Source organism: uncultured Maribacter sp. (assembly GCF_963975365.1).
Classification (GTDB): domain Bacteria; phylum Bacteroidota; class Bacteroidia; order Flavobacteriales; family Flavobacteriaceae; genus Maribacter.
In genome coordinates this window covers 80710-103504 of sequence record NZ_CAXBGF010000007.1, presented here as the reverse complement: position 1 = coordinate 103504, position 22795 = coordinate 80710, and the positions used below count along the sequence as shown (strand labels likewise).

General features: G+C 33.8%; 22 protein-coding genes. 15 read left to right on the top strand and 7 right to left on the bottom strand.

The genetic code is table 11. The annotated features are described in order from the left end of the window. Positions 1–1137, top strand: coding sequence for a 3,4-dihydroxy-2-butanone-4-phosphate synthase (ribB, locus tag AACZ49_RS10150; protein WP_339654178.1), 1137 nt, complete (start codon positions 1–3; stop codon positions 1135–1137). A gap of 4 nt (positions 1138–1141) precedes the next feature. Here ribB and AACZ49_RS10145 read toward each other — a convergent pair whose 3' ends face one another. The 3 genes from AACZ49_RS10145 to AACZ49_RS10135 all read right to left on the bottom strand — a co-directional run bounded on the left by AACZ49_RS10145 (position 1142) and on the right by AACZ49_RS10135 (position 5361). After that, the gene (locus AACZ49_RS10145) at positions 1142–2335 is read right to left on the bottom strand and encodes a DegT/DnrJ/EryC1/StrS family aminotransferase (protein ID WP_339654176.1); all 1194 of its coding nucleotides are present in this window, start codon (positions 2333–2335) and stop codon (positions 1142–1144) included. Positions 2336–2373: 38 nt separating this feature from the next. After that, positions 2374–3129, bottom strand: coding sequence for a sulfite exporter TauE/SafE family protein (locus AACZ49_RS10140; protein ID WP_339654173.1), 756 nt, complete (start codon positions 3127–3129; stop codon positions 2374–2376). A 90-nt stretch (positions 3130–3219) separates the two neighbouring features. Beyond that, positions 3220–5361 carry a thioredoxin domain-containing protein gene (locus AACZ49_RS10135; RefSeq protein ID WP_339654170.1) on the bottom strand — a complete coding sequence of 714 codons (2142 nt, stop codon included), beginning with the start codon at positions 5359–5361 and terminating at the stop codon, positions 3220–3222. Between the two features lie 546 nt (positions 5362–5907). Here AACZ49_RS10135 and AACZ49_RS10130 point away from each other — a divergent pair. From AACZ49_RS10130 to AACZ49_RS10065, 14 genes are all read left to right on the top strand, one after another. Then, on the top strand, positions 5908–8082 hold the full coding sequence (locus tag AACZ49_RS10130; protein ID WP_339654167.1) for an alpha-glucuronidase family glycosyl hydrolase: 2175 nt from the start codon (positions 5908–5910) through the stop codon (positions 8080–8082). Positions 8083–8477: 395 nt separating this feature from the next. Continuing rightward, positions 8478–9449 carry a succinylglutamate desuccinylase/aspartoacylase family protein gene (locus AACZ49_RS10125; RefSeq protein WP_339654164.1) on the top strand — a complete coding sequence of 324 codons (972 nt, stop codon included), beginning with the start codon at positions 8478–8480 and terminating at the stop codon, positions 9447–9449. A 387-nt stretch (positions 9450–9836) separates the two neighbouring features. Then, positions 9837–10253, top strand: coding sequence for a transcriptional repressor (locus tag AACZ49_RS10120; protein ID WP_339654161.1), 417 nt, complete (start codon positions 9837–9839; stop codon positions 10251–10253). Between the two features lie 44 nt (positions 10254–10297). Continuing rightward, positions 10298–12265, top strand: coding sequence for a heavy metal translocating P-type ATPase (locus tag AACZ49_RS10115; protein ID WP_339654160.1), 1968 nt, complete (start codon positions 10298–10300; stop codon positions 12263–12265). A gap of 363 nt (positions 12266–12628) precedes the next feature. After that, positions 12629–13495 (top strand): DUF5694 domain-containing protein, encoded by an 867-nt coding sequence (locus tag AACZ49_RS10110; protein ID WP_339654159.1) that lies wholly within the window; start codon positions 12629–12631, stop codon positions 13493–13495. 223 nt (positions 13496–13718) lie between these two features. Then, positions 13719–14342 carry a DUF6624 domain-containing protein gene (locus AACZ49_RS10105; protein ID WP_339654361.1) on the top strand — a complete coding sequence of 208 codons (624 nt, stop codon included), beginning with the start codon at positions 13719–13721 and terminating at the stop codon, positions 14340–14342. Positions 14343–14560: 218 nt separating this feature from the next. Beyond that, positions 14561–15019, top strand: a complete 459-nt coding sequence (locus AACZ49_RS10100) for a YciI family protein (protein ID WP_339654156.1) — start codon at positions 14561–14563, stop codon at positions 15017–15019. A gap of 265 nt (positions 15020–15284) precedes the next feature. Then, positions 15285–15839 (top strand): GNAT family N-acetyltransferase, encoded by a 555-nt coding sequence (locus AACZ49_RS10095; protein WP_339654153.1) that lies wholly within the window; start codon positions 15285–15287, stop codon positions 15837–15839. A gap of 139 nt (positions 15840–15978) precedes the next feature. Beyond that, positions 15979–16311 carry a metalloregulator ArsR/SmtB family transcription factor gene (locus AACZ49_RS10090; protein ID WP_339654150.1) on the top strand — a complete coding sequence of 111 codons (333 nt, stop codon included), beginning with the start codon at positions 15979–15981 and terminating at the stop codon, positions 16309–16311. A 38-nt stretch (positions 16312–16349) separates the two neighbouring features. Next, entirely contained in the window at positions 16350–16982 is a 633-nt protein-coding gene (locus AACZ49_RS10085) for a protein-tyrosine-phosphatase (RefSeq protein WP_339654147.1), read from the top strand. Positions 16983–16984: 2 nt separating this feature from the next. Then, complete coding sequence (gene arsB / locus AACZ49_RS10080; RefSeq protein WP_339654144.1) at positions 16985–18031, top strand: ACR3 family arsenite efflux transporter; 1047 nt, start codon at positions 16985–16987, stop codon at positions 18029–18031. 182 nt (positions 18032–18213) lie between these two features. After that, on the top strand, positions 18214–18894 hold the full coding sequence (locus AACZ49_RS10075) for a hypothetical protein (protein ID WP_339654141.1): 681 nt from the start codon (positions 18214–18216) through the stop codon (positions 18892–18894). 147 nt (positions 18895–19041) lie between these two features. Continuing rightward, positions 19042–19821, top strand: coding sequence for a HipA family kinase (locus tag AACZ49_RS10070; protein ID WP_339654139.1), 780 nt, complete (start codon positions 19042–19044; stop codon positions 19819–19821). After that, positions 19811–20194, top strand: coding sequence for a DUF3037 domain-containing protein (locus tag AACZ49_RS10065; RefSeq protein WP_339654137.1), 384 nt, complete (start codon positions 19811–19813; stop codon positions 20192–20194). Before AACZ49_RS10070 ends, AACZ49_RS10065 begins: the two co-directional genes overlap by 11 nt. Before the next feature lie 884 nt (positions 20195–21078). Here the strand turns inward: AACZ49_RS10065 and AACZ49_RS10060 are convergent. From AACZ49_RS10060 to AACZ49_RS10045, 4 genes are all read right to left on the bottom strand, one after another. Next, positions 21079–21381, bottom strand: coding sequence for a type II toxin-antitoxin system RelE/ParE family toxin (locus AACZ49_RS10060; protein ID WP_339654134.1), 303 nt, complete (start codon positions 21379–21381; stop codon positions 21079–21081). Continuing rightward, on the bottom strand, positions 21368–21619 hold the full coding sequence (locus tag AACZ49_RS10055) for a type II toxin-antitoxin system ParD family antitoxin (protein ID WP_339654131.1): 252 nt from the start codon (positions 21617–21619) through the stop codon (positions 21368–21370). Before AACZ49_RS10055 ends, AACZ49_RS10060 begins: the two co-directional genes overlap by 14 nt. A gap of 268 nt (positions 21620–21887) precedes the next feature. Continuing rightward, positions 21888–22316, bottom strand: a complete 429-nt coding sequence (locus AACZ49_RS10050; RefSeq protein WP_339654128.1) for a DUF6526 family protein — start codon at positions 22314–22316, stop codon at positions 21888–21890. Positions 22317–22526: 210 nt separating this feature from the next. Then, on the bottom strand, positions 22527–22763 hold the full coding sequence (locus AACZ49_RS10045; RefSeq protein WP_339654126.1) for a hypothetical protein: 237 nt from the start codon (positions 22761–22763) through the stop codon (positions 22527–22529). Between the last annotated feature and the right edge of the window lie 32 nt (positions 22764–22795).

Sequence of the window (22795 nt, the reverse complement as noted above, 5' to 3'; positions counted from 1 at the left end):
ATGACTGATTTTAAAAAAATACAATTGAACACTATTGAAGAAGCAATTGAAGACATTCGCTTAGGAAAAGTAATTATTGTTGTTGATGATGAAAATCGTGAGAATGAGGGTGATTTTTTAGCTGCTGCAGAATTGGCTACCCCAGAAACCGTCAATTTTATGGCCACTTATGGTAGAGGACTTATTTGCGCACCTTTAACTGAAGGTCGATGTAAAGAATTAGGATTACATATGATGGTCAGTAACAATACTGATCCTTTAGAAACAGCTTTCACCGTTTCAGTTGATTTAAGAGGAAAGGGTGTTAGCACAGGTATTTCAGCTGGTGATAGGTCTAAAACTGTTATCGCTTTAACTGATACGGACACAAAACCTCAGGATTTAGCCAGACCTGGACATATTTTTCCATTGATAGCTAAAGAAGGTGGAGTTTTAAGACGAACAGGGCATACAGAAGCTGCTATTGATTTTGCAAGATTAGCAGGATTACAACCTGCAGGAATTATTGTAGAAATCATGAATGAAGATGGGAGTATGGCACGACTTCCACAATTAGTAAATGTAGCTAAGAAGTTCAATTTAAAAATTGTTTCTATTGAAGATTTGGTTGCTTATAGAATGGAGCATGATAGTTTAATTCAAAAAGAAACAGATTTTGAAATTGTCACAAGATTTGGAGACTTTAGATTAAGAGCCTACAAACAAACTACAAATAACCATGTACATATTGCCCTTACCAAAGGTTCATGGTCTTCTGAAGATAAAATTTTAACTCGTATTAACTCTACATTAATTAATAACGACATACTAGGAACCTTAACACATAACCCTGACGAGAAATTAGAGGATATGTTTAAAAAAATAAATCAAGAAGGCAAAGGTGCTATTGTTTTTATAAATCAAGATTCTGAATCACTTAATTTACTTTCCAGATTAAAAGAACTTAAAGAGCTACAAAAACAAGGTATTACCAAAGCTCCTAAAATAGAAATGGATAATCGAGACTTTGGTATTGGAGCACAAATACTACATGATTTAGGTATACACAAAGTGAAGCTAATGACCAATAGCACCCAAGCTAAACGTGTGGGAATTGTAGGTTATGGATTAGAAATTGTAGAAAATGTCGCCTATTAAAATTCTAGGTGAATTTTGCTAAAACCTCTTTCATTTTATTAGCTCGTTCAGAAACTTGTTCATCAGTCCAACTTAATTTTATTAAACATGAAATGGTTCTACCTAGCCATATATCAGATTTAGAGAAATCTGATTTTGAATAATCTGGCAACTGGTTTACTACTTCCTTTGGAAGTTTTCCTAAGGATTGCATATTTGTCAAATGCTCCCATTTTTTATAGTAATGCCAATTGTTATCATACCAATAAAAACAAGCATCTACACCCGCTTCACCTAAAGACGTATGGGCTTTTTTTGCTAAATCTTCTGTAGGTAAGAAAAACGATAAAAATGAATAATTCTCAACACCTCCTTCAGGCACTCTTCTAAAAGTAACATTAGAAAGTGAATGAATAGTATTTCTTAATATGGAATAATGTTTTTTCTGAATCGACACAAAATCATCTAATCGTTTAATTTGGGCACAACCGACCGCAGCATTCAATTCAGATATTCTAAAATTATATCCTAAAAACGGATGAGTTTCCGCACCCCTATTGTCCCCTGCATGATCGTGTCCATGATCAGAATAATGATCTGCATTTATTTTAAATTTTTCATTGTTCGTAATAATTGCCCCACCTTCGCCACAGGTAATGGTTTTTACATAATCAAAAGAAAAACATCCTAAATCACCATAACTGCCCAAAGGTTTTCCATCATAACTACCTCCAATTGCTTGGCAGGCATCTTCTAATAACAAAAGGCCATATTTATCACATATTTCTTCCAAAGCCCTAAGGTCTGCCATAGAACCACACATATGAACCGGCATTACAACTTTGGTTTTATTCGTGATTGCTTTTTCTACTGCAGAAGGTTCTAGTGTTAATGTATCATCTATGTCAACTAAAATTGGTACGGCGCCAATTGCCAAAATAGATTCAAAACTTGCCACGAATGTAAATGTTGGCATAATAACTTCATCACCTGCCCCTACTCCTGCACTTACCAATGCTACTGTAAGTGCTGCAGTACCGCTACTCACCACTTGTGCATATTTAGTCTCCATTCTATTTGCCAACCCTTTTTCAAGCTCTAAGGCCTTCCAATGGTTATTTCGCATACCGTCAAAACCATAACGCATTAGCACTCCAGAATCTAATACATCTTGTACTTGTTTTTTTTCACTTTCACCAAATAATTCAAATCCTGGCATTCTTGTTTATTTTAAGAGTTATACAAATCTTGTTTAATTTATCGGTAAAACCAAAGTTTTATAGCCAGTATCGAAACCATAACAATAAGAAACTTTTTCACAAAACTATCTCCCCTTTTTACTGAAGCTCGACTTGCAACCCAAGCACCACTTCCATTACCTATAGCCAATATTAATCCAACTTTCCAATTTACCAGGTCATTCCAAGCAAAAACTACCAAAGCAGATACCATATACATAAAAACAACAGCTACTTTGGTAGCATTAGAACGTACTAACGTCATCTTATTTATATAATGAAGAAATAGAATAATAATAAACCCTACACCTGCATTTATAAAACCACCATAAATTCCAAAAAAGAAAAACGTAATAATACCTAACCACAAATATTTTCCCGTTAATCGCTCCTGTACTTCGTTGATGCTAATTTTTGGGCCAAATGCTATAATGAGCACGATACAAATCATAACAACGGCCAATATTCGATTAAATAGTGGACCACTAATATCAACTGCTAAATTGGCACCAATTATGGAGCCAATAAAAGCAGAGCTACCCAAATACAAATTAAATGGAAACGTTGAAACTCCTTTACTTTTAAAACCAGCAGTCGCTATTGCAGTTTGAAATATGACGGCTACCCTATTAGTACCATTTGCTAAGGTTGATGGTAATCCGAGAAAAATTAAAAAAGGTAATGAAAGTAAAGAACCGCCACCTGCAACTGTATTAATAAAACCAACAATAAAGCCAACGACAATCAATAAAGGATAGGCATACCATTCTTCCATAAAACAAAGGTAAACCGAATTTCACTATTGAAATATTACAAAATTCAGTTCTGCAAACACCAGTAGAACAAAGATCAATTTTCAATACATTTACCTAAGACCTTGATATCCAAAAGATTCCATTTGCTCAAATACCTCATCCACTGTTTTAACTGGTAACTTACAGGTGTTATTCTGACAAACATAAATGAATGTCCCATCTTTATGGTAACGATCTTTAAAAAGAGATATGTTACTAGACACAGAACTACCGACAAGCAGTGTATTCACTAAATAAGTGGAATTTATTTTAGTGATAAGACCTTCTGCATTACTACCAACTATAGCTATTTCATAATAAGGATATGCTTGTTGCAAAAACAAATAACCCCATGTACCATAACTTACAGCGTAATTTTCAAAATCACTCACCAGTAACGAACCCATCACCTCGGCTTTCTTTAAATATTCGGTATTATATTCCAAATGACCAATTCTGAAAAGATTCTGCGCCATAATTCCATTAGCGGATGGTACTACTCCATCAGATGTGCTTATTATTTTTGGCACCAATTCACTCGACACATTGTAATAAAACAATTCTGATTGGCTTCTATATTTTACAATTGCCTTACTCATTAATTCCTTTGAAATTTCTAGATAAGAAAGGTCTAATGTAACCTCAAACAAAGCAAATGCACTTTTGGCTAAAAATGCATAATCTTCTAAAAAAACTTCTTTCTGCTTACTATCTGTCGTAAATGAATGAACTAATACCTCATTCTTATAGTTATTGGCTTTAATATATTCAAAGATTGATTTTGCCTCAGCTAAGTATTTTTCATCACCAAAGGCCTTATAAGCCTCTAACAACCCATCAATTAAAAGTGCATTCCAAGAAGTAATAATCTTGTAATCTTTAGAAGGTTTAGCTCTTTTTTGTCGGGCCATATATAGAATGTCTTTCCAATGTTTGATTTTATTATGTAGTTCATTCAAAGCCAAGTTATACTCCTTAGAAAAATCTTCTTTAGAAATAGTGTTGTTCAGCACAAAGTTTTCATTTTCCCAAACCTCCTTATCTTGAATACCATAATATTTTGAAAACAGTTTGAAATCGTCAGCTAGCAACTCTTGTAATTCCTTCCGTGTCCAGACATAATAAACTCCTTCTTCACCATTGGTATCTGCATCCATTGCGCTGAAATACCCTCCCCTTTCATTACGCATTTCAGTTTTCAAAAACTTAATAGTTTCGTTAACCACAGTAGCATACTCTTCATTACCCGTCAGCTTATAAGCCTTTGACAATAAGTATATCATTTGTGCATTATCATACAGCATTTTTTCAAAATGCGGTACTTTCCATGTATTATCCGTGCTATATCTAAAAAAACCGCCATCTATATGATCGTAAATTCCGCCATGTGATACTTTTTCTAACGTGTTTAAAACATGATTTTCAGCATCGGCATCTTGTTGTAAAACAGCATAATCTAACAACATATTCAAATTCGTTGGCAAAATAAATTTTTGTTGCCCTTTATTGCCACCCCATTCTACATCCCACAACAAAGACCATTCTTTTATACCATTTTTAACCTTATCTGGTGTGATAACGTTCTCCATTTGTTTTGCTGGTTGTTCGTATATCTCTTGTACTCCATTGGCCAGCATGGTGGCGTATTCCCTAATTTTCTCTGGGTTATTTTCAAATTCATTGCTGAATTTGGCAAGAATTGATTTCCATTCTTCCTTTTCATGATACGTCCCTAAATAAATAGGGCTTCCATCGGGGAGTATTATAGCGTTCATAGGCCAACCACCAGTACCATTCACCAATTGTAATGCCGTTTGGTACACCATATCTAAATCTGGTCGCTCTTCCCTATCTACCTTAATGTTGATAAATTTTTCATTCATCAAATTGGCCACTTCTATATCTTCAAAAGATTCCTCTTCCATTACATGGCACCAATGACAAGTAGAATACCCAACGCTTAAAACAACTAAGCGATTCTCTTTATTCGCTAACTCAAAAGCACTTTCTGACCATGGCTTCCAATCAACAGGGTTATGTGCGTGTTGTAGTAGGTAAGGACTGGTTTCATGAATTAGTTCATTCGTAAACTCAAAATCTCCAATCTCAAGATTTTCTTGTCTAGATTTTTCATTCTTGTCAGTGCTTACATTTTTACAAGAACCAATTATAATTATAAAAACAATGAGTAATGATCGTTTAGAGATGTTCATATGATAAAGAGGAAATAATTACAAATAGATTTGTCAAAGATAATTTTATTTTAAACCTATAACGAACATGGTTTTATTTGATATTAAATATTGTAAAATCATTTAACAAAAGGGCTCTCTCGATACAATTAAAAATATCGAGAAGATATTTCTGATGTTAGCCAGCTTATCATGTATCTTGAAAATAGGAATGTTGAATTTGAAATCATTATGGCCAATAATATTGGGTTATTTTTTCTTAGCAATCTGAAAGACATGGTACTTATAAGAAAGGTAAAAACGAATTTTTTTTGTTGTAAAATAAAATAATGAATTTATACCATCTATAAATTGATTTTAACGAAAGGGTTTTAGTAACCAAAAATGCTATTCATCATTTTAAAAGTAAAGAGCTATAGACCACGTAAATATTGTATTTAAGGGTAATTTAAAAGTTTAGTCCTATTTCTCTTTAAATTATTATTGGCTAGTACATTACTTTAAATACACACTTTTCAATATAATTCTCCTATTTTTAAAGATGAAGTGCTTGCAAAAAACCTCTACATGAAACATATAAACATATTCATAATCTTATTTCTACCATTAGCTACTATGCTACACAGTCAGCAGGTAGATGGCTATAAGCTTTGGTTAAATTATGATAAAATAGAAAATACTGAACTAAGTAACGAGTATACTAAAATAGTTAGTTCCATATATTTTTTAGATAATAGCGATGTCTTAAAAAATGCAAAGAAAGAGTTTTCCCTTGCGTTACCTCAAATGCTGAATAAGCAAGTACAATACTCAAACATCTTAATTTCAGACAACTCCCTAATTGTTGATAAATACGAAAACTTACCGAATGATTTAAAAGGTTTGGTTGCTAAGGATATTACGGTATTGTCCGATGAAGGATTCTTAATCAAAACATTGACCTACAAAAAGAAATCGATTACAATTATAAGTGCAAGAAAAGATATCGGAATACTTTATGCTACGTTTCGGTTTTTACATTTAATGCAAACACATAAAAAATTAAATTCTATTAATTTAGTAGACAGTCCTAAAATAGATTTAAGAATGTTGAATCATTGGGATAATCTTGATCGCACTGTAGAACGTGGTTATGCAGGTTTCTCATTATGGAATTGGCAAAAATTACCAGAATATATTGATCAACGTTATATTGATTATGCAAGGGCTAATGCATCTCTTGGTATTAATTCAACAGTTATTACAAATGTAAACGCAAATGCTTTAGTGCTCACCCCTATGTATTTAGAAAAAGTTGAAGCGCTGGCGAATGTATTTAGAGGATTTGGAATCAAGGTTTATTTAACCGCACGCTTTTCTGCACCAATCGAAATTGGCAAATTAGAAACTGCCGACCCACTAAATACAGAGGTACAAAAATGGTGGTCAGATAAAGCAGCTGAAATATATAAGCGAATTCCCGATTTTGGCGGATTTTTGGTTAAAGCAAATTCAGAAGGTCAACCAGGACCACAAAACTACGGTCGCAATCATGTAGATGGGGCTAATATGATGGCTACTGCATTAAAACCATTTGGCGGTAATGTTATATGGAGAGCTTTCGTTTATTCCGAACACGACGATACCGATAGGGCAAAACAAGCCTATGATGAATTCTTACCTTATGATGGCACTTTTAAGGACAATGTTTTAGTTCAGGTGAAAAACGGAACAATAGATTTTCAGCCTCGAGAACCATTTCACCCCATGTTTGGAGCAATGAAAAAAACTCCTTTAGTAATGGAATTTCAAATTACACAAGAGTATTTAGGTTTTAGTAGCCATTTGGTCTTCTTGCCGAAACTTTTTGAAGAAGTCTTAGATGCAGATACGTATCAGAAAGGCAAAGGTTCCACGGTAGCAAAAGTTATTGATGGAAGTTTGTATGGTAACACTTTAACAGGAATAGCAGGTGTTGCCAATATTGGCACTGATCTAAATTGGACGGGACATCCTTTTGCTCAAGCTAATTGGTACGGCTTTGGTCGTTTAGCATGGGATCCTTATTTAAGTTCTGAAAAAATTGCTGAAGAATGGTTAAGAGCTACCTATAGCAATAAACAAGAATTCATTGAACAGGTACAAAAATTAATGCTTACTTCTCGAGAGGCCGTCGTCAATTATATGAATCCGTTAGGCTTACATCATATTTTTGACACCGGACACCATTACGGTCCTGGCCCATGGGTCGATAATTTAAGCAGACCAGATTGGAATCCTGTTTACTATCATAAAGCAGATACAAACGGCATTGGTTTTGACCGTACACCCTCAGGTAGTAATGCTACTGAGCAATACGCTTCATTTTTAGAGGATACATTTAATGACGTAAACAATATTCCCGAAGAATATCTCCTTTGGTTTCATCATTTGTCATGGGACTTTAAATTACAGGACGGAAACACCTTATGGGATGGTATAGCTTTAAAATACCAAGAAGGTGTCGACCAAGTAAATGACATGATTCATACTTGGGATAACGCAAAATCTTATGTAACCGAAAGTGAGCACAACGAAGTAAAAATGCTTTTACAAATACAATTAAAGGAAGCCAAGTGGTGGCGAGATGCATGCTTATTATATTTTCAAACATATTCACAAAAAGAATTGCCCGAAGGTGTTGAAAAACCGGCACAAAGCTTAGAGTTCTACAAATCACTAAAATTTCCATTTGCTCCCGGTATTCGTCCACAATGGGATTAATCAACCATTAAAATCTATTTAAAAAATAGCAATTGTTTTATCTTGACAGCAGTCTATATAAAGGAATTACACATTTACGCTCAATAAAAATGGCTGAAATTGAGCATCAAGAAGATGGGTATATAAAAACTTTAACCCTCTACCGCTCATAACTTAAGATAGCTAATAGAGTATTTTCAATATGATAATATGATTCCAATTCGATTTCATTTCATCATGTTTTTCCGTTGTGGCTTATAGTAATTTTGATCTAATCCATAAGGCTAGAGATCCTTCAGAAATGACTATCCAGATATTTTGTTAAAGTGTTATTGTTTTAAACAGTAATTTCATCCTTTGAAACATATCAATTTGTAACCTCTAAGGGTTTTAAAATAAAATTTACGCATATAAGAATGTCGAATAAAAAATACACAGTTTTAGGTGAAACTATTGAAAAAGGAAAAGGAGCCCAACTAAATTTAGATATTGCCAAACTGCACACCAGAACTAAAATAGAAGTACCAGTAATTGTACAACGTGGCAAAAAAGATGGCCCCACCCTTTTAATAACCGGTGGAATTCACGGCAATGAAATTAACGGTGTAGAAATAGTACGCCAATTGGTATCTAAAAAGTATAACCAACCAGAATGCGGGATGGTTATTTGTATTCCTGTGGTAAACATCTTTGGGTTCCTAAATCAAACAAGGCAATTTCCCGATGGTAGAGATTTAAACCGTGTTTTCCCAGGAAGCTTACGTGGTTCTTTGGCAAGTAGGTTCGCTTATCACTTAGTGAAAGATATCGCACCGGTTATCGACTATTGTATAGATTATCATACGGGTGGTGATAGCCGTTTTAATGCACCGCAAATTAGAATAGACAAAAATGATTCAGATGGCCTTGCCCTAGCCAAAGTTTTTGGTGCAGAGTTCATTGTAAAATCTGCTGGAAGAGAAAAATCGTTTAGAGAGACCTTACATCAACTTAACAAGAAAGTATTATTATATGAGGGTGGAAAATCACTTCAGATTAATGGTGATATTACAGATACTGGCATTACTGGTGCATTACGCTTAATGCATCATTTAGGAATGCGCAACTTCGATAAAGAACTAAAACATATGAATCCTAAGCCCATTACACCAAAATTAGTGAATGCATCTAAATGGTTACGAGCGAAACACTCCGGCATGTTTCACCCTATCGTAAAAGTGGGTCAAAAAGTGGAAAAAGGTACTGAATTAGGTAATATTTCAGGACCATTCGGATATTTTGAACGCAAAATGAAGGCCAGCGATTCTGGGTATATAATATGCATCAATGAGTCGCCTATTGTAAATCAAGGTGATGCTATTTTTCATATTGCACATGATATAGAATAAACCTTTAGTCTTCCGAGCAACGACTAATTAACATCAATAAAAATTAAAAATTACCTGCAATTAAAGCTAGCTATTACACTGATTAAATAATCTTTATTACATTAACAAAATCTATTTCAAAATCGCCAAACAAGAGATGAAAATATAATAAACAGTATGTTAAAATAGAAAAAACTGAGCAATAATAACATGGTCTACCTAATACCCTACCAAGACCATTAACAAATCTATCTAACAATAATTTTATATTTCCATCACCTAAAGTAAAATTTCAGCTACTTTTTCTCCACTAATTTTTATTACTCAATATTAAAGATCTCTTCAAGTTGAAATCTATTATAACATTGATTACTTTAGTATTAAGGCCGTTTTAAACCTATTATTTCAATGAGCGAGATAGAGAAAACATTAGATAACAAAAGCATACGACCTACAGCGATGCGCATTCTTATCTATAAATTTATGGCCGGTAAAAAAACTGCTGTAGCCTTGACGGATATTGAGAATGCTTTTGAAAAAGCCGAACGCACTACCTTATATCGTACCCTTAAGACATTCGAAGAAAAAGGTATTGTTCATCAAATTGATGACGGTACCAATATATCTAAATTTGCCCTATGCGAACCTGGTTGTAATTGTGAAATCGACCAGGATCTTCACTTACATTTTCACTGTAGCTATTGCGACAAAACAGTATGCTTGACCGAACATAAAATACCACATATTAATTTACCTACCGGGTATATTGCCGAAAACGCAAATTTGGTCATAAAGGGCATCTGCGATACCTGCAGCCAACATTAAATGCACTACAGTTGCATTCATAATTTTTCGAACTTACAAGAATTATGAAGAAGAAAAAAGTAAACCTCAGAGACCTTAAAACAACACAGCATTCAGACGGGCATAGCCATGATGATGGCCATAACCATGATCACCCAGTTAATACATCAGATATAAAAACGTACCTCCCTGCCATATGCAGTTTTATAATGTTAATGGTAGGCATTACAATGGATTATTCTGAAACCCCTATATTCTTTAAAGGATGGATACGCATTATTTGGTATATAGCCGCTTACATTCCCGTAGGATTCCCTGTGATAAAAGAAGGCTGGGAAAGTATTAAAAAAGGAGATTTCTTTACCGAGTTCTTTTTAATGGGTATTGCTACCATAGGAGCCTTGGCAATAGGTGAATATCCTGAAGGGGTTACCGTGATGTTGTTTTATACTATGGGTGAACTTTTTCAAAGTGCTGCAGTTAAGCGGGCTAAAGGAAATATTAAAGCTTTATTAGATGTACGGCCAAATGAAGCATTGGTCTTTCGCAATAACCATTTTATTTTGTCAAATCCAGAATCGGTTGAAATAGGTGAAAAAATTAAAGTTCGGGTTGGTGAAAAAGTACCGTTAGATGGTATATTATTGTCTAATAAAGGTTCTTTTAACACCGCAGCATTAACTGGAGAAAGTAAACCGGTTACACTTAAAAAAGGGGAATCTGTATTTGCCGGAAGTATAAATTTAGAAGGTGTTATTGAGGTAGAAACTACAAAAGAATTCAAGAATAGCTCTATTGCCCGTATTCTAGATTTGGTCCAAAATGCTACAGTTAGAAAATCAAAAACTGAGCTGTTTATTCGCAAGTTTGCCCGTATATACACGCCTATAGTAGTATATCTTGCCATAGGACTGACACTACTTCCCTACTTTTTTGTGGATGATTATATTTTTAGGGACTGGCTGTATCGAGCACTGATATTTCTAGTAATTTCTTGCCCATGTGCCTTGGTTATTTCTATTCCATTAGGCTATTTTGGTGGATTGGGAGCTGCATCGCGAAACGGAATACTGTTTAAAGGAGCATCATTCTTAGATACCATGACCAAGGTAAACACGGTGGTCATGGATAAGACAGGCACCGTCACCAAAGGTGTTTTTAAGATTCATGATCTTGTTACAGATCAAATCATTACCGAGAGTGAATTCATGAAGTACTTAATCGCTATTGAAGAGCAATCTACCCACCCAATCGCAAAAGCAATATTAGAATACAAGATGGAAGATGAGGGTTTTAAGGCGACGGATGTTTCGGAAATTGCAGGAAAAGGATTAAAAGGCATCGTAAACGGTAAAACTGTTTTAGCAGGTAACAAAGCCTTATTAATATCGAACAAAATAAAAGTTCCATCAAATACGGATAACATTGTAGAATCTATTGTTTTAGTTGCCATAGATGGAAAATTTGCTGGATACGTAACAATTGCAGATGAACTAAAAAATGATGCTTACCAAGCTATAAAGGAAATACGGGCTGCGGGAATTACAAAAATTATTATGCTCTCTGGCGACAAAGATTCCATAACACAAAAAGTTGCAAAACAACTGGGCATTGACTGGGCAAAGGGAGGCTTGTTGCCTGAAGAAAAGCTAAATGAAGTTGAAAAATTGAAAAAACAATCTAGCATCAAAGTAGCCTTTATTGGCGACGGCATAAATGATGCGCCTGTCCTCGCAGTTAGTGACGTTGGTATTGCAATGGGTGGTCTAGGCAGTGATGTAGCTATTGAAACCGCTGATGTAGTTATACATACGGATCAACTTTCTAAAATTGCCAAAGGGATTAAGATTGGTAAATCTACCCGAAGCATAGTATGGCAAAATATAGGCCTTGCATTCGGAGTTAAAATTATCGTTTTAATGTTAGGAGCAGGCGGATTAGCAACTATGTGGGAAGCTGTATTTGCCGACGTCGGTGTAGCATTACTTGCCATTTTAAATGCTGTGCGATTACAAAGAATGAATTGGGATTAAAATAATTATGTTGAGATTAATAACAATCTATTTCATTTATCCATTTTTCTCAAATTCATAAAAGCAATCATTCCATTTCCCTGTGGTAATTTCTCCAAAACATCTAAAAAAATAATGCTTCAGGGCTAACGAACCACATATCAATAGAGTTCTTCAGTCGTTATTAGAAGGCCAATCTATAATATATAGGCCTTCTAATTTCTTTAATACCTTCAACCATTACTATATATTAATAAAACTTTCATTAAACATGTAATTATCATTTTCTATTTAACCAATTATTACATTTACTCCATTTAAGTGAGAACCTTAAAAATCATTACCATAATTATTTACTTTAATTAATAATAATTACAGTTTTATATGAGAAGACTACTAATTATCCTTTCCGTTGTCTTACTTGGTTGCACTAATCAATATAGCAACCAATCCACTATAGATACTACAGCCAAAGAATCAACAAAAACAGATAAAATTCAAGTATTAAATGTCGGCTTTTTTCATTTTGGCTCCACTAGCGATGCCAGTAAGGTAGATTTTGACGAAAACAATGCTAAAGAGCAAGGAAAAGTTCGTCAACTGTCTACGCTATTGGCGAAATTCAAACCTACTATCATATGCCTAGAATACCTACCTAAGTTAGATGGTGAAATAAATAAAGCATATCAAGAATTTTTAAAAAATCCCAGTGAGCTTAACATCCAATATGGCGAATTGAGCATGGTTGGTTTTGATGTTGCTAGATTGAGCGGACTCCATAAAGTGTATGGCATTGATAATCATATAGGCTACAATTATAGTGTGGGAGATTTTATAGAAAATAGCCCAGAATTAACAAATGCTATTGACCCAGTAACCTATTTAGAAATTACCCACAATCCATTAAAGGCATATCCAGAATTGGAAAAGCGAAACAACAATTTTGATAATTTATCTCTTTTAGAAAAGTTAGCATTAATTAACGAACCAATAATGTTAGATTATTCCTTAAACGCAAATGCCGACAAACTTTTTTATGTGGGTATAGATGATAATTTTGTAGGAGCTGACCAAGCGGCCTTATTTTACCATCGCAACATGAAAATTTACTCCAACCTTAACCGAATTAAAATGAACAAGAACGATAGGGTTCTTATTTTAATGGGTTCTGCACATACGGCAATGTTACGGGAGTTTATGCAGAGAAGTCCGAAATTTGAAATGGTCAATACTCTCTCTTATTTAAAATAAAATAAACACTTTTTAATCATCCTTTTAATTTTTAAAGAAAGAAAAAGCGCCTGTAGACAAGGCTAACTTTGTTCATTTATACCCTCTACTCCTATTTGCAGACTTCGAATCATCATATAAATAGAATTAGTATATTACTGATATAAATTGCAACAGGCCGAAAAATATGAACAAAGTTTACACAATTATATTTATAGGAATACTTCTAATTGGATGAAAGGGAATTTCAAAAAAACAAGAAGAAGAGAAAAGCAATGCAGAATATGACAAAGTACTCGCTAATGAACTCCTAAGAATGATGGAGGTAGACCAAATTTCGGCTAGTGTTCCCTCTGGAAAATACAAAGAATTGCCTCTAGAGGAATGGAAAAAAATTAAGGATAGTGTTTTCAGGACTCACGAAAAACGACTACAACAAATCTTTAAAAATATAGGATTTGCTGGATACGATTTAGTTGGCGAAGAAGGTTCAAGGAATTTTTTTTTAATGGTTCAACATTCAGACCATAATCCTGTATTTCAAAACAGAGTGTTAGAAAAAATGAAAATAGAAGTTGATAAAAGTAATGCTAGCTCTAGTAGTTATGGGCTACTTGTTGACCGAGTAAATTTGAATACTGGAAAAGCGCAAATCTATGGAACTCAAGTAACATATAACATGAATACTGGACAAGCATATCCTAAAAAAATGGAAGACAGCGTAAATGTCAATGAAAGAAGAATATCAATAGGTTTAGAGCCCATTGAAGATTATTTGAACGATATGTCGGAGATGCATTTTGAAATGAATAAAGAAAAATATTTAAACATGGGAATTACTGAACCGTATTCATATAAAACGGAGTAAATGTCAGTTGCCAACAAACCTTTAAACAATTTGGGATTCAGGCTTATATGCTGGGTTTACTTATTTTTATAAAGACCGCCAAATCTTTTGTATTTGGCTTATAAAATGAAAAAAAATGGCTATGAAAACAGGAGAAAGCAAATGCTAATATGCTACCGCACTGCTGATAACTAACCATTGTATGTATTAACAACTGAACACAATAAATAACAGATATTATGAACTATTTTTTAACATATTTAGTAGTTGTTTTTTGTATAAATGTCTCCTTTGCTCAAAAAACGAACCCAAATTATGATGCGGAATTAGCAACTAAATTAGATGCTGACGATTACGGAATGAAAAATTTTGTATTTGTTATTCTGAAAACTGGAACTAATGAATCAACCAATAAAACATTTAAAGACAGTTGTTTTACGGGTCATATGAACAATATTAATCGGTTAGTCAAAGAAAAGAAATTAATTGTGGCGGGACCTATGGCTAAAAATGAAAAATCATATAGAGGGATTTTTATTTTGGATGTAGCGACTATTGAAGAAGCAAATACTTTACTTCAAACTGACCCAGCAATAAAGGCAAAGTTTTTAGAACCTGAACTATATGTATGGTATGGTTCAGCTGCATTACCAGAATACCTCGAAGCTTCTGATAAAGTATGGAAAATTGGGTTTTAAGCAAATTGATTTAGAGAAATCATAACAATAAAAAGGATTTGTATAAAATGAAAAAAGGCAAATAACTACACACAACATTGTTAACCGTTATTAAAACCTTTAATTAAGACAAAATCTATCAACATAAGGCACTTTAAAAGACTTTTTCCCGTACTAACTCAGAAATATGAAAGCTATTTTTGAGGTTTATGGAAACACCAAGAAAGCACTTTATTCAATCTTTTACAGCCTTTATTGATAGATTTAACGAAAAATGGGTTTAACTATGATGAACAAGATTGCAATAGAAACTGAAAGAATACGATTACGATTGACAGACTTAACTGACTTAGCATCAATCCATGCGCTGCATTCTTTACCCGAAACTGACCAATACAATATATTGGGTATTCCGAGTAGTATGGAAGAAACCAAATCTATAATCAAACCTTGGATTAAGGAGAATAAGTCACAAGAACTTAAAAATTACACTTTTGCAATTGACAATAAATCGAATGGAAAATTCATGGGTCTATTCGGGCTAAAAATTGGTCAGCAAAAATATAAAAGAGCTGAAGTTTGGTATAAAATACATTCAGATTATTGGAGAAAAGGATATGCTACTGAAGCTCTGAAAGCTATAATAGATTTTGGTTTTGATGCACTCAAACTACACCGTATTGAAGCTGGATGTGCTGTAGAGAATATTGGCTCAATTAAGGTTTTAGAGAAATCAGGAATGCTACGAGAAGGTCGCCTTAGGCAAATACTACCGTTGAAAACTGGCTGGTCAGACAATTTTCAATATTCGATTCTTGAAACTGACAAAAGAAGTAAGTAAATGTTATAATACCTTCACACTCTAATTTGACTCACTAAAGATCAATAGTATCTTCTAACTTTAAACAAACAAATCTCAACTTTAATTTGAATTTTAATTTCTTTAATCGTAACATTGCGATTAATTAATATAAAACAACATGGGACTAGCTAAATCTGAAATGTTTACAGACCAACAAAACGAAATTGCGCTTTTCGCAAAAGTATTTGGGCACCCAGCAAGAGTTTCCATTTTACAGTATTTATTTAAGATAAACGCATGTGTTTGTGGAGATTTGGTCAACGAAATCGGATTGGCACAACCCACCATATCACAACATTTAAAAGAATTAAGACATTTAGGTTTAATTAAAGGAAACGTAGAAGGAACAAGTGTTTGCTACTGTATACATGCTGAAAATTGGACAAAAATGAAAGAAACCATGTTAGCATTTCTTAACCAAGATGTAGCTGAGAATGAAAATTGTTGTTAATAATTCATTATATAAATCACACTAAACCATTACAAAATATGGCCACAACCAAAACGACATTATTTACAGAAATCGAAAAGGTAATTAGCACATTAAACATTGATACCATTACTGATGAACGAAAAGAAATATTACAACCATTAATTGATTTCATACAATTAAAAGCTACTTCAAGCCAAGAAATACGCATCAATTTTATCTGTACTCATAATTCACGAAGAAGTCATTTATCGCAAGTTTGGTCTCAAACTATGGCTCATTATTTCGATATTAAAAATGTCTTTTGCTATTCTGGAGGTACCGAAGCTACCGCACTTTTTCCCATGGCAGCAGAAACGCTACGGAATTCAGGCTTTCAGATAAAAACTATTTCAAAAAATGAGAATCCTGTATACAGTATTAAATATGCTGATAACGAGCATCCAATTATAGGATTTTCAAAAAAATTAGATGATGACTTTAATCCAAAATCTGAGTTTGCAGCGATTATGACTTGCGATTCGGCAAATGAAGCGTGCCCATTTGTACCAGGTGCTGAAAAACGGATTCCGATAACTTTTGAAGATCCTAAAGCTTTTGACAACACACCACAACAAGCTGAAAAATATAAAGAAAGAAGTCTACAAATTGCAACTGAATTATTCTTCGTTTTCTCTCAAATAAACTCTTAAAAATGGCATCAAAAAAATTAAGCTTTCTTGATAAGAATCTAACATTATGGATATTTATAGCCATGGTATTTGGTGTTGCGCTTGGCTATTTTACGCCAACATTCCCAGACTTTATTAATTCATTCAGTAGCGGAACCACAAACATTCCTATTGCTATTGGTTTAATCTTAATGATGTACCCACCTTTGGCAAAAGTCAATTATTCGCTACTGCCAAAAGTATTTAGGAACACCAAAATTCTTTCTATTTCCCTTATCCTAAATTGGATAATCGGTCCTGTTCTAATGTTCATTTTAGCCATTACATTTTTACGTGATTACCCAGAATATATGGTTGGTCTAATTTTAATTGGCCTAGCACGATGTATTGCGATGGTCTTGGTATGGAACGATCTTGCCGAAGGCAGTAGTGAATATGGCGCAGGCTTGGTAGCCTTGAATAGTATATTTCAGGTCTTTGCCTATAGTTTTTATGCATGGCTATTTATCACCGTGCTTCCACCCTACTTAGGCTTTGAAGGTGCAATTGTAGATATATCTATTGGTACTATCGCAGAAAGTGTCGTCATCTATTTAGGTATTCCGTTCATATTGGGAATATTGAGTAGACTAATTTTAGTTAAAGTAAAAGGTGAAGATTGGTATACCAACAAATTTATACCTTCCATTTCGCCAATAACATTGATTGCGCTATTATTTACGATTGTAGTGATGTTTTCACTAAAAGGAGAATTAATAGTCCAAATACCTATGGACGTTTTAATAATTGCAGTGCCTTTACTTATCTATTTTTCCTTAATGTTCGTCATTGGATTTTTCTTCACTAAAGCGACCGGTGCCTCATACGACAAAACCGCATCAGTGGCCTTTACGGCAGCAGGTAATAATTTCGAATTGGCCATTGCAGTTGCCATAGCAGTTTTCGGATTAAACTCAGGGCAGGCCTTTGCAGGAGTTATTGGTCCGTTAGTAGAAGTACCCGCATTAATATTGTTGGTTCGAGTTTCATTTTGGTTAAAGAAAAAATATTACGATAAGATAAGTGATTAGATATACAAAGTAAATTCTTTTCTGTTTTTTCATGAAGACACAATATAAGATAGCTTTTAAATTGCGATTTTACGTGATGTCATAAAAAAATAGCTTTTGTAAAATGCCTAGAGGAATATAAATAGCATTTTACACTCCTATATTTCTTATCTTAACAATGAAACATTTAAAATTCAGAAACCATGAAACATATTCTTCTAGCATTCATTTTCACCACAATTCTGATTTCTTGTAACACGTCAGACAAAACAAAAATTGCCACAGAAGAATTCTCAACAACAGAATCTAATACGGAAAGTGGATCAAAAGACATCAATAAAAATTTAAAAGCGATTGAAACCGTTGATGACTTAATTGCTACTGCCTTAATGGCCGCACCAGAGAAAAGCAGGTCTACTTCTAAAGTAATCGGCTATAATATGGCGGGTGAATTTGTGACATTGCGAGAAGGAGATAATGAATTTATTGTTCTTACAGATGATCCAACGAGAGATGGCTTTAATGCTGCCTGCTATCATAAAGACCTTGAACCTTTTATGGCGAGAGGAAGAGCATTAAGAGCAGAGGGTAAATCAGCCGATGAAATCTTTGCGATACGTGAGGAAGAAATGAAATCAGGAAAACTTAAAATAACTCCCGGTTCAACCCTACATATATACTATGGTCCAAATACAATGTACGACCCTGAAAATGGGGCTGTTGATGGCGCACAATTACGTTATGTAACATATATTCCTTGGGCGACTTCAGAAACTATTGGTTTACCAGAAGCACCGACAGCATCAAATCATCCTTGGCTTATGAATGCTGGGACACATAGAGCACATATTATGATTTCGCCTTTACCAAAAGAAAAAGGATAATTGTAAAGTGAAGATTGAAAAATGATCACAATGAAAAATTAACCGTCTATTTTTTTAAGGCAACTTGTACCTATAAATAGCTGAGAATTTAGGTCACTTTAAGTTGGACGAATTACCTTTAGCTTTACAAATTCTATTTTAGCATATATGAATACAATTGATATTAGAACAGTAGATGTTGTTCAATATTTACAACCGTTACGAGAAGGAGGTTCTATGCCTGCCATTGTAAAAGCTGACGATGACTTTTTATATGTATTAAAATTTAGAGGTTCTGGCCAAGGCAAAAAATCTCTTATTGCTGAATTTATTGGTGGAGAATTAGCTCGTGCCATTGGATTAAAAGTTCCTGAGTTAGTTTTTATGAATCTAGATGATTCGTTTCGCAATACAGAACCCGATGAAGAAATTCAAGACTTGCTTAAGTTTAGTGTCGGTTTAAATTTAGGATTACATTTTTTATCCGGTGCTATTACGTTCGACCCTATAATTTCGACAATAAACCCCCTATCGGCTTCTAAAATTGTACTATTAGATAGTCTTATCAGTAATATTGACCGAACAGCCAAAAATGCTAATTTACTGTACTGGCATAATGAACTTTGGGTAATTGACAATGGAGCTAGTTTCTATTTTCACCATAACTGGGAAACTTGGGAGAGTCACCTTACAAGAACATTCCCTTTTATAAAAGACCATATACTATTGCAACAATCAACTGCCCTACCCGATGCAGCAAAAGAAATTCATAATTTAATTACACAAGAAAAGATTTTTGAGATTGTCTCAAAAATTCCCGAAGACTGGCTTATGAGTGAATCGGATGTTTTGAATGCAGATGAAAAAAGAGCGGCGTATATTCAATTTATAACAACCAAATTATCTATGATCGATATACTAGTTAAAGAAGCTGAAGATGCAAGATAGATACACCTTTAAGTATGCGATAATTAGGCTTGTACCAAAAGTAGAGCGTGAAGAATTCTTTAATGTGGGGGTTATTCTTTTTTGCAAACGAATTAAATTTCTTGATATAAAATATCATATTGACCAAGATAAATTGAAGGCCTTTGCCCCAGAAATTGAGGAAGATATCCTTAATAATTATTTAAAAGCCTGGAAATTAATTTGCGACGGAAACACTTCTGGCGGACCTATAGGTAAGCTAGATTTACCTGACCGTTTTGGGTGGTTAACAGCCTGTAGAAGTACAATTATACAGAGTTCGGTTACACGTTCTGGCTTAAGCTTTAATCCCAAACAAGAATTGGAAGATATTTTTGAGAATTATGTTTTATAATAAACATTAAACTTAAAAATAAAGTGATTATTTCCTCATAGATGAGCCATTAATAATATTTGTGAATTATATTCAATCATTACTTAACCATTCTTTATTACCTTAATTTCTATATACTTCATACGTCCATTATAGTTAAACAGGAAAGATAGATAACGAGACCAACAAAACAGGACAAAACAATATAATCGTTAATGAAAAAGGTTCAGACCTAAGACAAAAAGATGCTATAATAGGCAGAGCCAAGCGAAAAACCATTACTCAGATAATAGTGCTAAACCTTATAACAATAGCCCAGGAAAATGGAGAAAAAGTATTAGAAAAATCAATTGAATTATACGATATGATTAATGAGCTTGAGGAATATTATAACAAAAATCCTTTAACTGTCAAGTAGATTATCGACCACAAAAACAAAACCCCGTAAACATTGCGTTTACGGCGCTTTTCTGCGGAGAAAGAGGAACTATCCAAATGCTCATTTTTCTAACGATTACAGGGGCTAAAACAAACTTGGAAATTTAGTGACACCTAATTAGCCTCTTTTTAACAAAAGTTTGGGAATTGTGGGTTCTTTTCCTTCAATTTACCTCCAAATTAGCTCATTTGATAACAAACCAATGAGCATCATTCAATATTGACCACACATATGGTGTGTTTTCAATCGATGACAGGAAGTTTTCAAACTCAGATATAAATTTGAAATTGATGCTTAAAGGTTCTGTTCAAAAGATAATGTTTAGACTATATTTATTTCAAGGACCGAACAAATACTTTCAAATGAAAGTTGTTTGGTTTTTGATAGTCTAGCTATGTTTTGAATAAGAATTGAATAGTTCGTTTTAAAATGATAGTTTAAAATTTTACTAGCCTTTATTTGAACTTTACTTCAGTTGTTTAGGAAAGTCCATCTTACCGCCAAGCACTCTAACTATGAAAATACACTTAGCATCTATGTAATAAAAAACTACGTGTGATTTGTACCTATACCTTAAAAGCATTTGGTTCTTAACAGCAACATATCTTCTACCCATATCTGGGTTATTTGATAGTTCTCCCAAAATATCCTTTAAACCTTTCGCATATTTTAAAGATTGACTTGTACCAAACTCCTTTATGGTGTATTTGGCAATGGACTTAATATCACTCTTTGCCTTAACACTTAGTATGTAACTATTCTCCGGCATTATATTCATTTATGGCCTCTTCCCAAATACTATCTATAGTAGCATTAGAAGGACCACTTTCCATTCCTTCGATAAGAGCTTCATTTAAATCTACAATACGTTTTCTTCGTTCCTGATCCCTACGAATAATATCTCTTACATATTCGCTATCGTTGGTATAGAAACCTTGTTCGATTAGGCTTTTAACATAAGCCTCCTGTTGTTGGGTAAATGTGATTGATTTTCTAATTACAGCCATAATGAACCAATATTATTAATAATGGTTCAATTTAAGAATAATTTTTGATGTAGTCTACAATCCATAAAAATTAACACATGTTTTGCGAACTAATCTTTTTATCCACTTTACCAATTACGACATAGTGTCCTAACTTATCCTTTATTTGAACTTTTCTGAAGATATAATCTTGAAATTCTTGATTGTACCAAATATGGGAAAGGATTACGTCACAGACGAGTTCCAGCATGGGCCTTACGCCCATAATTTTCTAGTTAGAACGCCAAAATTAAACCCGATAATAATCTCCTTTCCAACTTTTGATACTCGATTTAATTTCTTTGGCAGAGAGTTTATCTTTCAAAGCTTTTTCCATCAAGGGTAAAAACTCATCATCGCTCGCGAAACGTAAGGCAATTATTTGCGACATTCTCAAATCTGAAGGAAGTAGTTTTCCGGTCATCATATAATGTCTCATATTCTCTTCAGCTCTAATAGCTCTATCTTGTGCTTTTAAAGGGAATGTTCTTACATACCAAGCCATCACAATCAAGATAATGGAAATTAACACCATTAAAGATGCTAAATACAAATTTTCTGATGTGGTTCTAAAAAGATGATATACCGATCCAACTAATAATGCAATTAAGGCGACAAATAACACGCCGTGAAACCCTGGTACTAGTTTTGCGTGATTTTTGAAATTCTGATCTTTCATTTTATGATTTTTGATAAAGATACTTGTATAAATACGATTTTTCTCAAGTTTTTAGTAAGGGTAGATAGAACGGACATGGTATGCCACCCCCATCGGATTAAAGTGAGCATAGCAATAATTATTGTAAACCCTTTTATAGCACAATCTGAAATGGTTTTTTAGATGGCTCGAAGAATTCTGTTTTCAGTGGTTCACTTTGACCGCTTTTTTTCACTGTACGTCTAACATTCCTATTTCCTTCTTTTGAACTACCGAGTATTTCTCGGTAGTTACTTTTTTATCCAATTCCTTGGTTTTGAAGATATTTTTTAAATGTAGACCTATTGTATCACTATCCTTATCGAACAATTCTGCCATTTGCCTTTGATTCAACCAAATAGTGTCATTGTCCAAGCGTATTTCTATACTTGGCTTATCGTCGTACAATATAATAGTTCCCCTATTCATCCTATTTTAGCCTAAAGGTAAGGAATCAAAAA

What these genes read in the sequence shown, in the direction of transcription:
- AACZ49_RS10135 (WP_339654170.1), bottom strand. Translation starts at nt 5,361, where the DNA reads ATGAACATCTCTAAACGATCATTACTCATTGTTTTTATAATTATAATT.
- AACZ49_RS10140 (WP_339654173.1), bottom strand. Translation starts at nt 3,129, where the DNA reads ATGGAAGAATGGTATGCCTATCCTTTATTGATTGTCGTTGGCTTTATT.
- AACZ49_RS10060 (WP_339654134.1), bottom strand. Translation starts at nt 21,381, where the DNA reads ATGCCGGAGAATAGTTACATACTAAGTGTTAAGGCAAAGAGTGATATT.
- arsB (WP_339654144.1), top strand. Translation starts at nt 16,985, where the DNA reads ATGGCATCAAAAAAATTAAGCTTTCTTGATAAGAATCTAACATTATGG.
- AACZ49_RS10075 (WP_339654141.1), top strand. Translation starts at nt 18,214, where the DNA reads ATGAAACATATTCTTCTAGCATTCATTTTCACCACAATTCTGATTTCT.
- AACZ49_RS10055 (WP_339654131.1), bottom strand. Translation starts at nt 21,619, where the DNA reads ATGGCTGTAATTAGAAAATCAATCACATTTACCCAACAACAGGAGGCT.
- AACZ49_RS10065 (WP_339654137.1), top strand. Translation starts at nt 19,811, where the DNA reads ATGCAAGATAGATACACCTTTAAGTATGCGATAATTAGGCTTGTACCA.
- AACZ49_RS10100 (WP_339654156.1), top strand. Translation starts at nt 14,561, where the DNA reads ATGAACTATTTTTTAACATATTTAGTAGTTGTTTTTTGTATAAATGTC.
- AACZ49_RS10110 (WP_339654159.1), top strand. Translation starts at nt 12,629, where the DNA reads ATGAGAAGACTACTAATTATCCTTTCCGTTGTCTTACTTGGTTGCACT.
- AACZ49_RS10145 (WP_339654176.1), bottom strand. Translation starts at nt 2,335, where the DNA reads ATGCCAGGATTTGAATTATTTGGTGAAAGTGAAAAAAAACAAGTACAA.
- AACZ49_RS10130 (WP_339654167.1), top strand. Translation starts at nt 5,908, where the DNA reads ATGAAACATATAAACATATTCATAATCTTATTTCTACCATTAGCTACT.
- ribB (WP_339654178.1), top strand. Translation starts at nt 1, where the DNA reads ATGACTGATTTTAAAAAAATACAATTGAACACTATTGAAGAAGCAATT.
- AACZ49_RS10115 (WP_339654160.1), top strand. Translation starts at nt 10,298, where the DNA reads ATGAAGAAGAAAAAAGTAAACCTCAGAGACCTTAAAACAACACAGCAT.
- AACZ49_RS10090 (WP_339654150.1), top strand. Translation starts at nt 15,979, where the DNA reads ATGGGACTAGCTAAATCTGAAATGTTTACAGACCAACAAAACGAAATT.
- AACZ49_RS10085 (WP_339654147.1), top strand. Translation starts at nt 16,350, where the DNA reads ATGGCCACAACCAAAACGACATTATTTACAGAAATCGAAAAGGTAATT.
- AACZ49_RS10120 (WP_339654161.1), top strand. Translation starts at nt 9,837, where the DNA reads ATGAGCGAGATAGAGAAAACATTAGATAACAAAAGCATACGACCTACA.
- AACZ49_RS10125 (WP_339654164.1), top strand. Translation starts at nt 8,478, where the DNA reads ATGTCGAATAAAAAATACACAGTTTTAGGTGAAACTATTGAAAAAGGA.
- AACZ49_RS10045 (WP_339654126.1), bottom strand. Translation starts at nt 22,763, where the DNA reads ATGAATAGGGGAACTATTATATTGTACGACGATAAGCCAAGTATAGAA.
- AACZ49_RS10070 (WP_339654139.1), top strand. Translation starts at nt 19,042, where the DNA reads ATGAATACAATTGATATTAGAACAGTAGATGTTGTTCAATATTTACAA.
- AACZ49_RS10095 (WP_339654153.1), top strand. Translation starts at nt 15,285, where the DNA reads ATGATGAACAAGATTGCAATAGAAACTGAAAGAATACGATTACGATTG.
- AACZ49_RS10050 (WP_339654128.1), bottom strand. Translation starts at nt 22,316, where the DNA reads ATGAAAGATCAGAATTTCAAAAATCACGCAAAACTAGTACCAGGGTTT.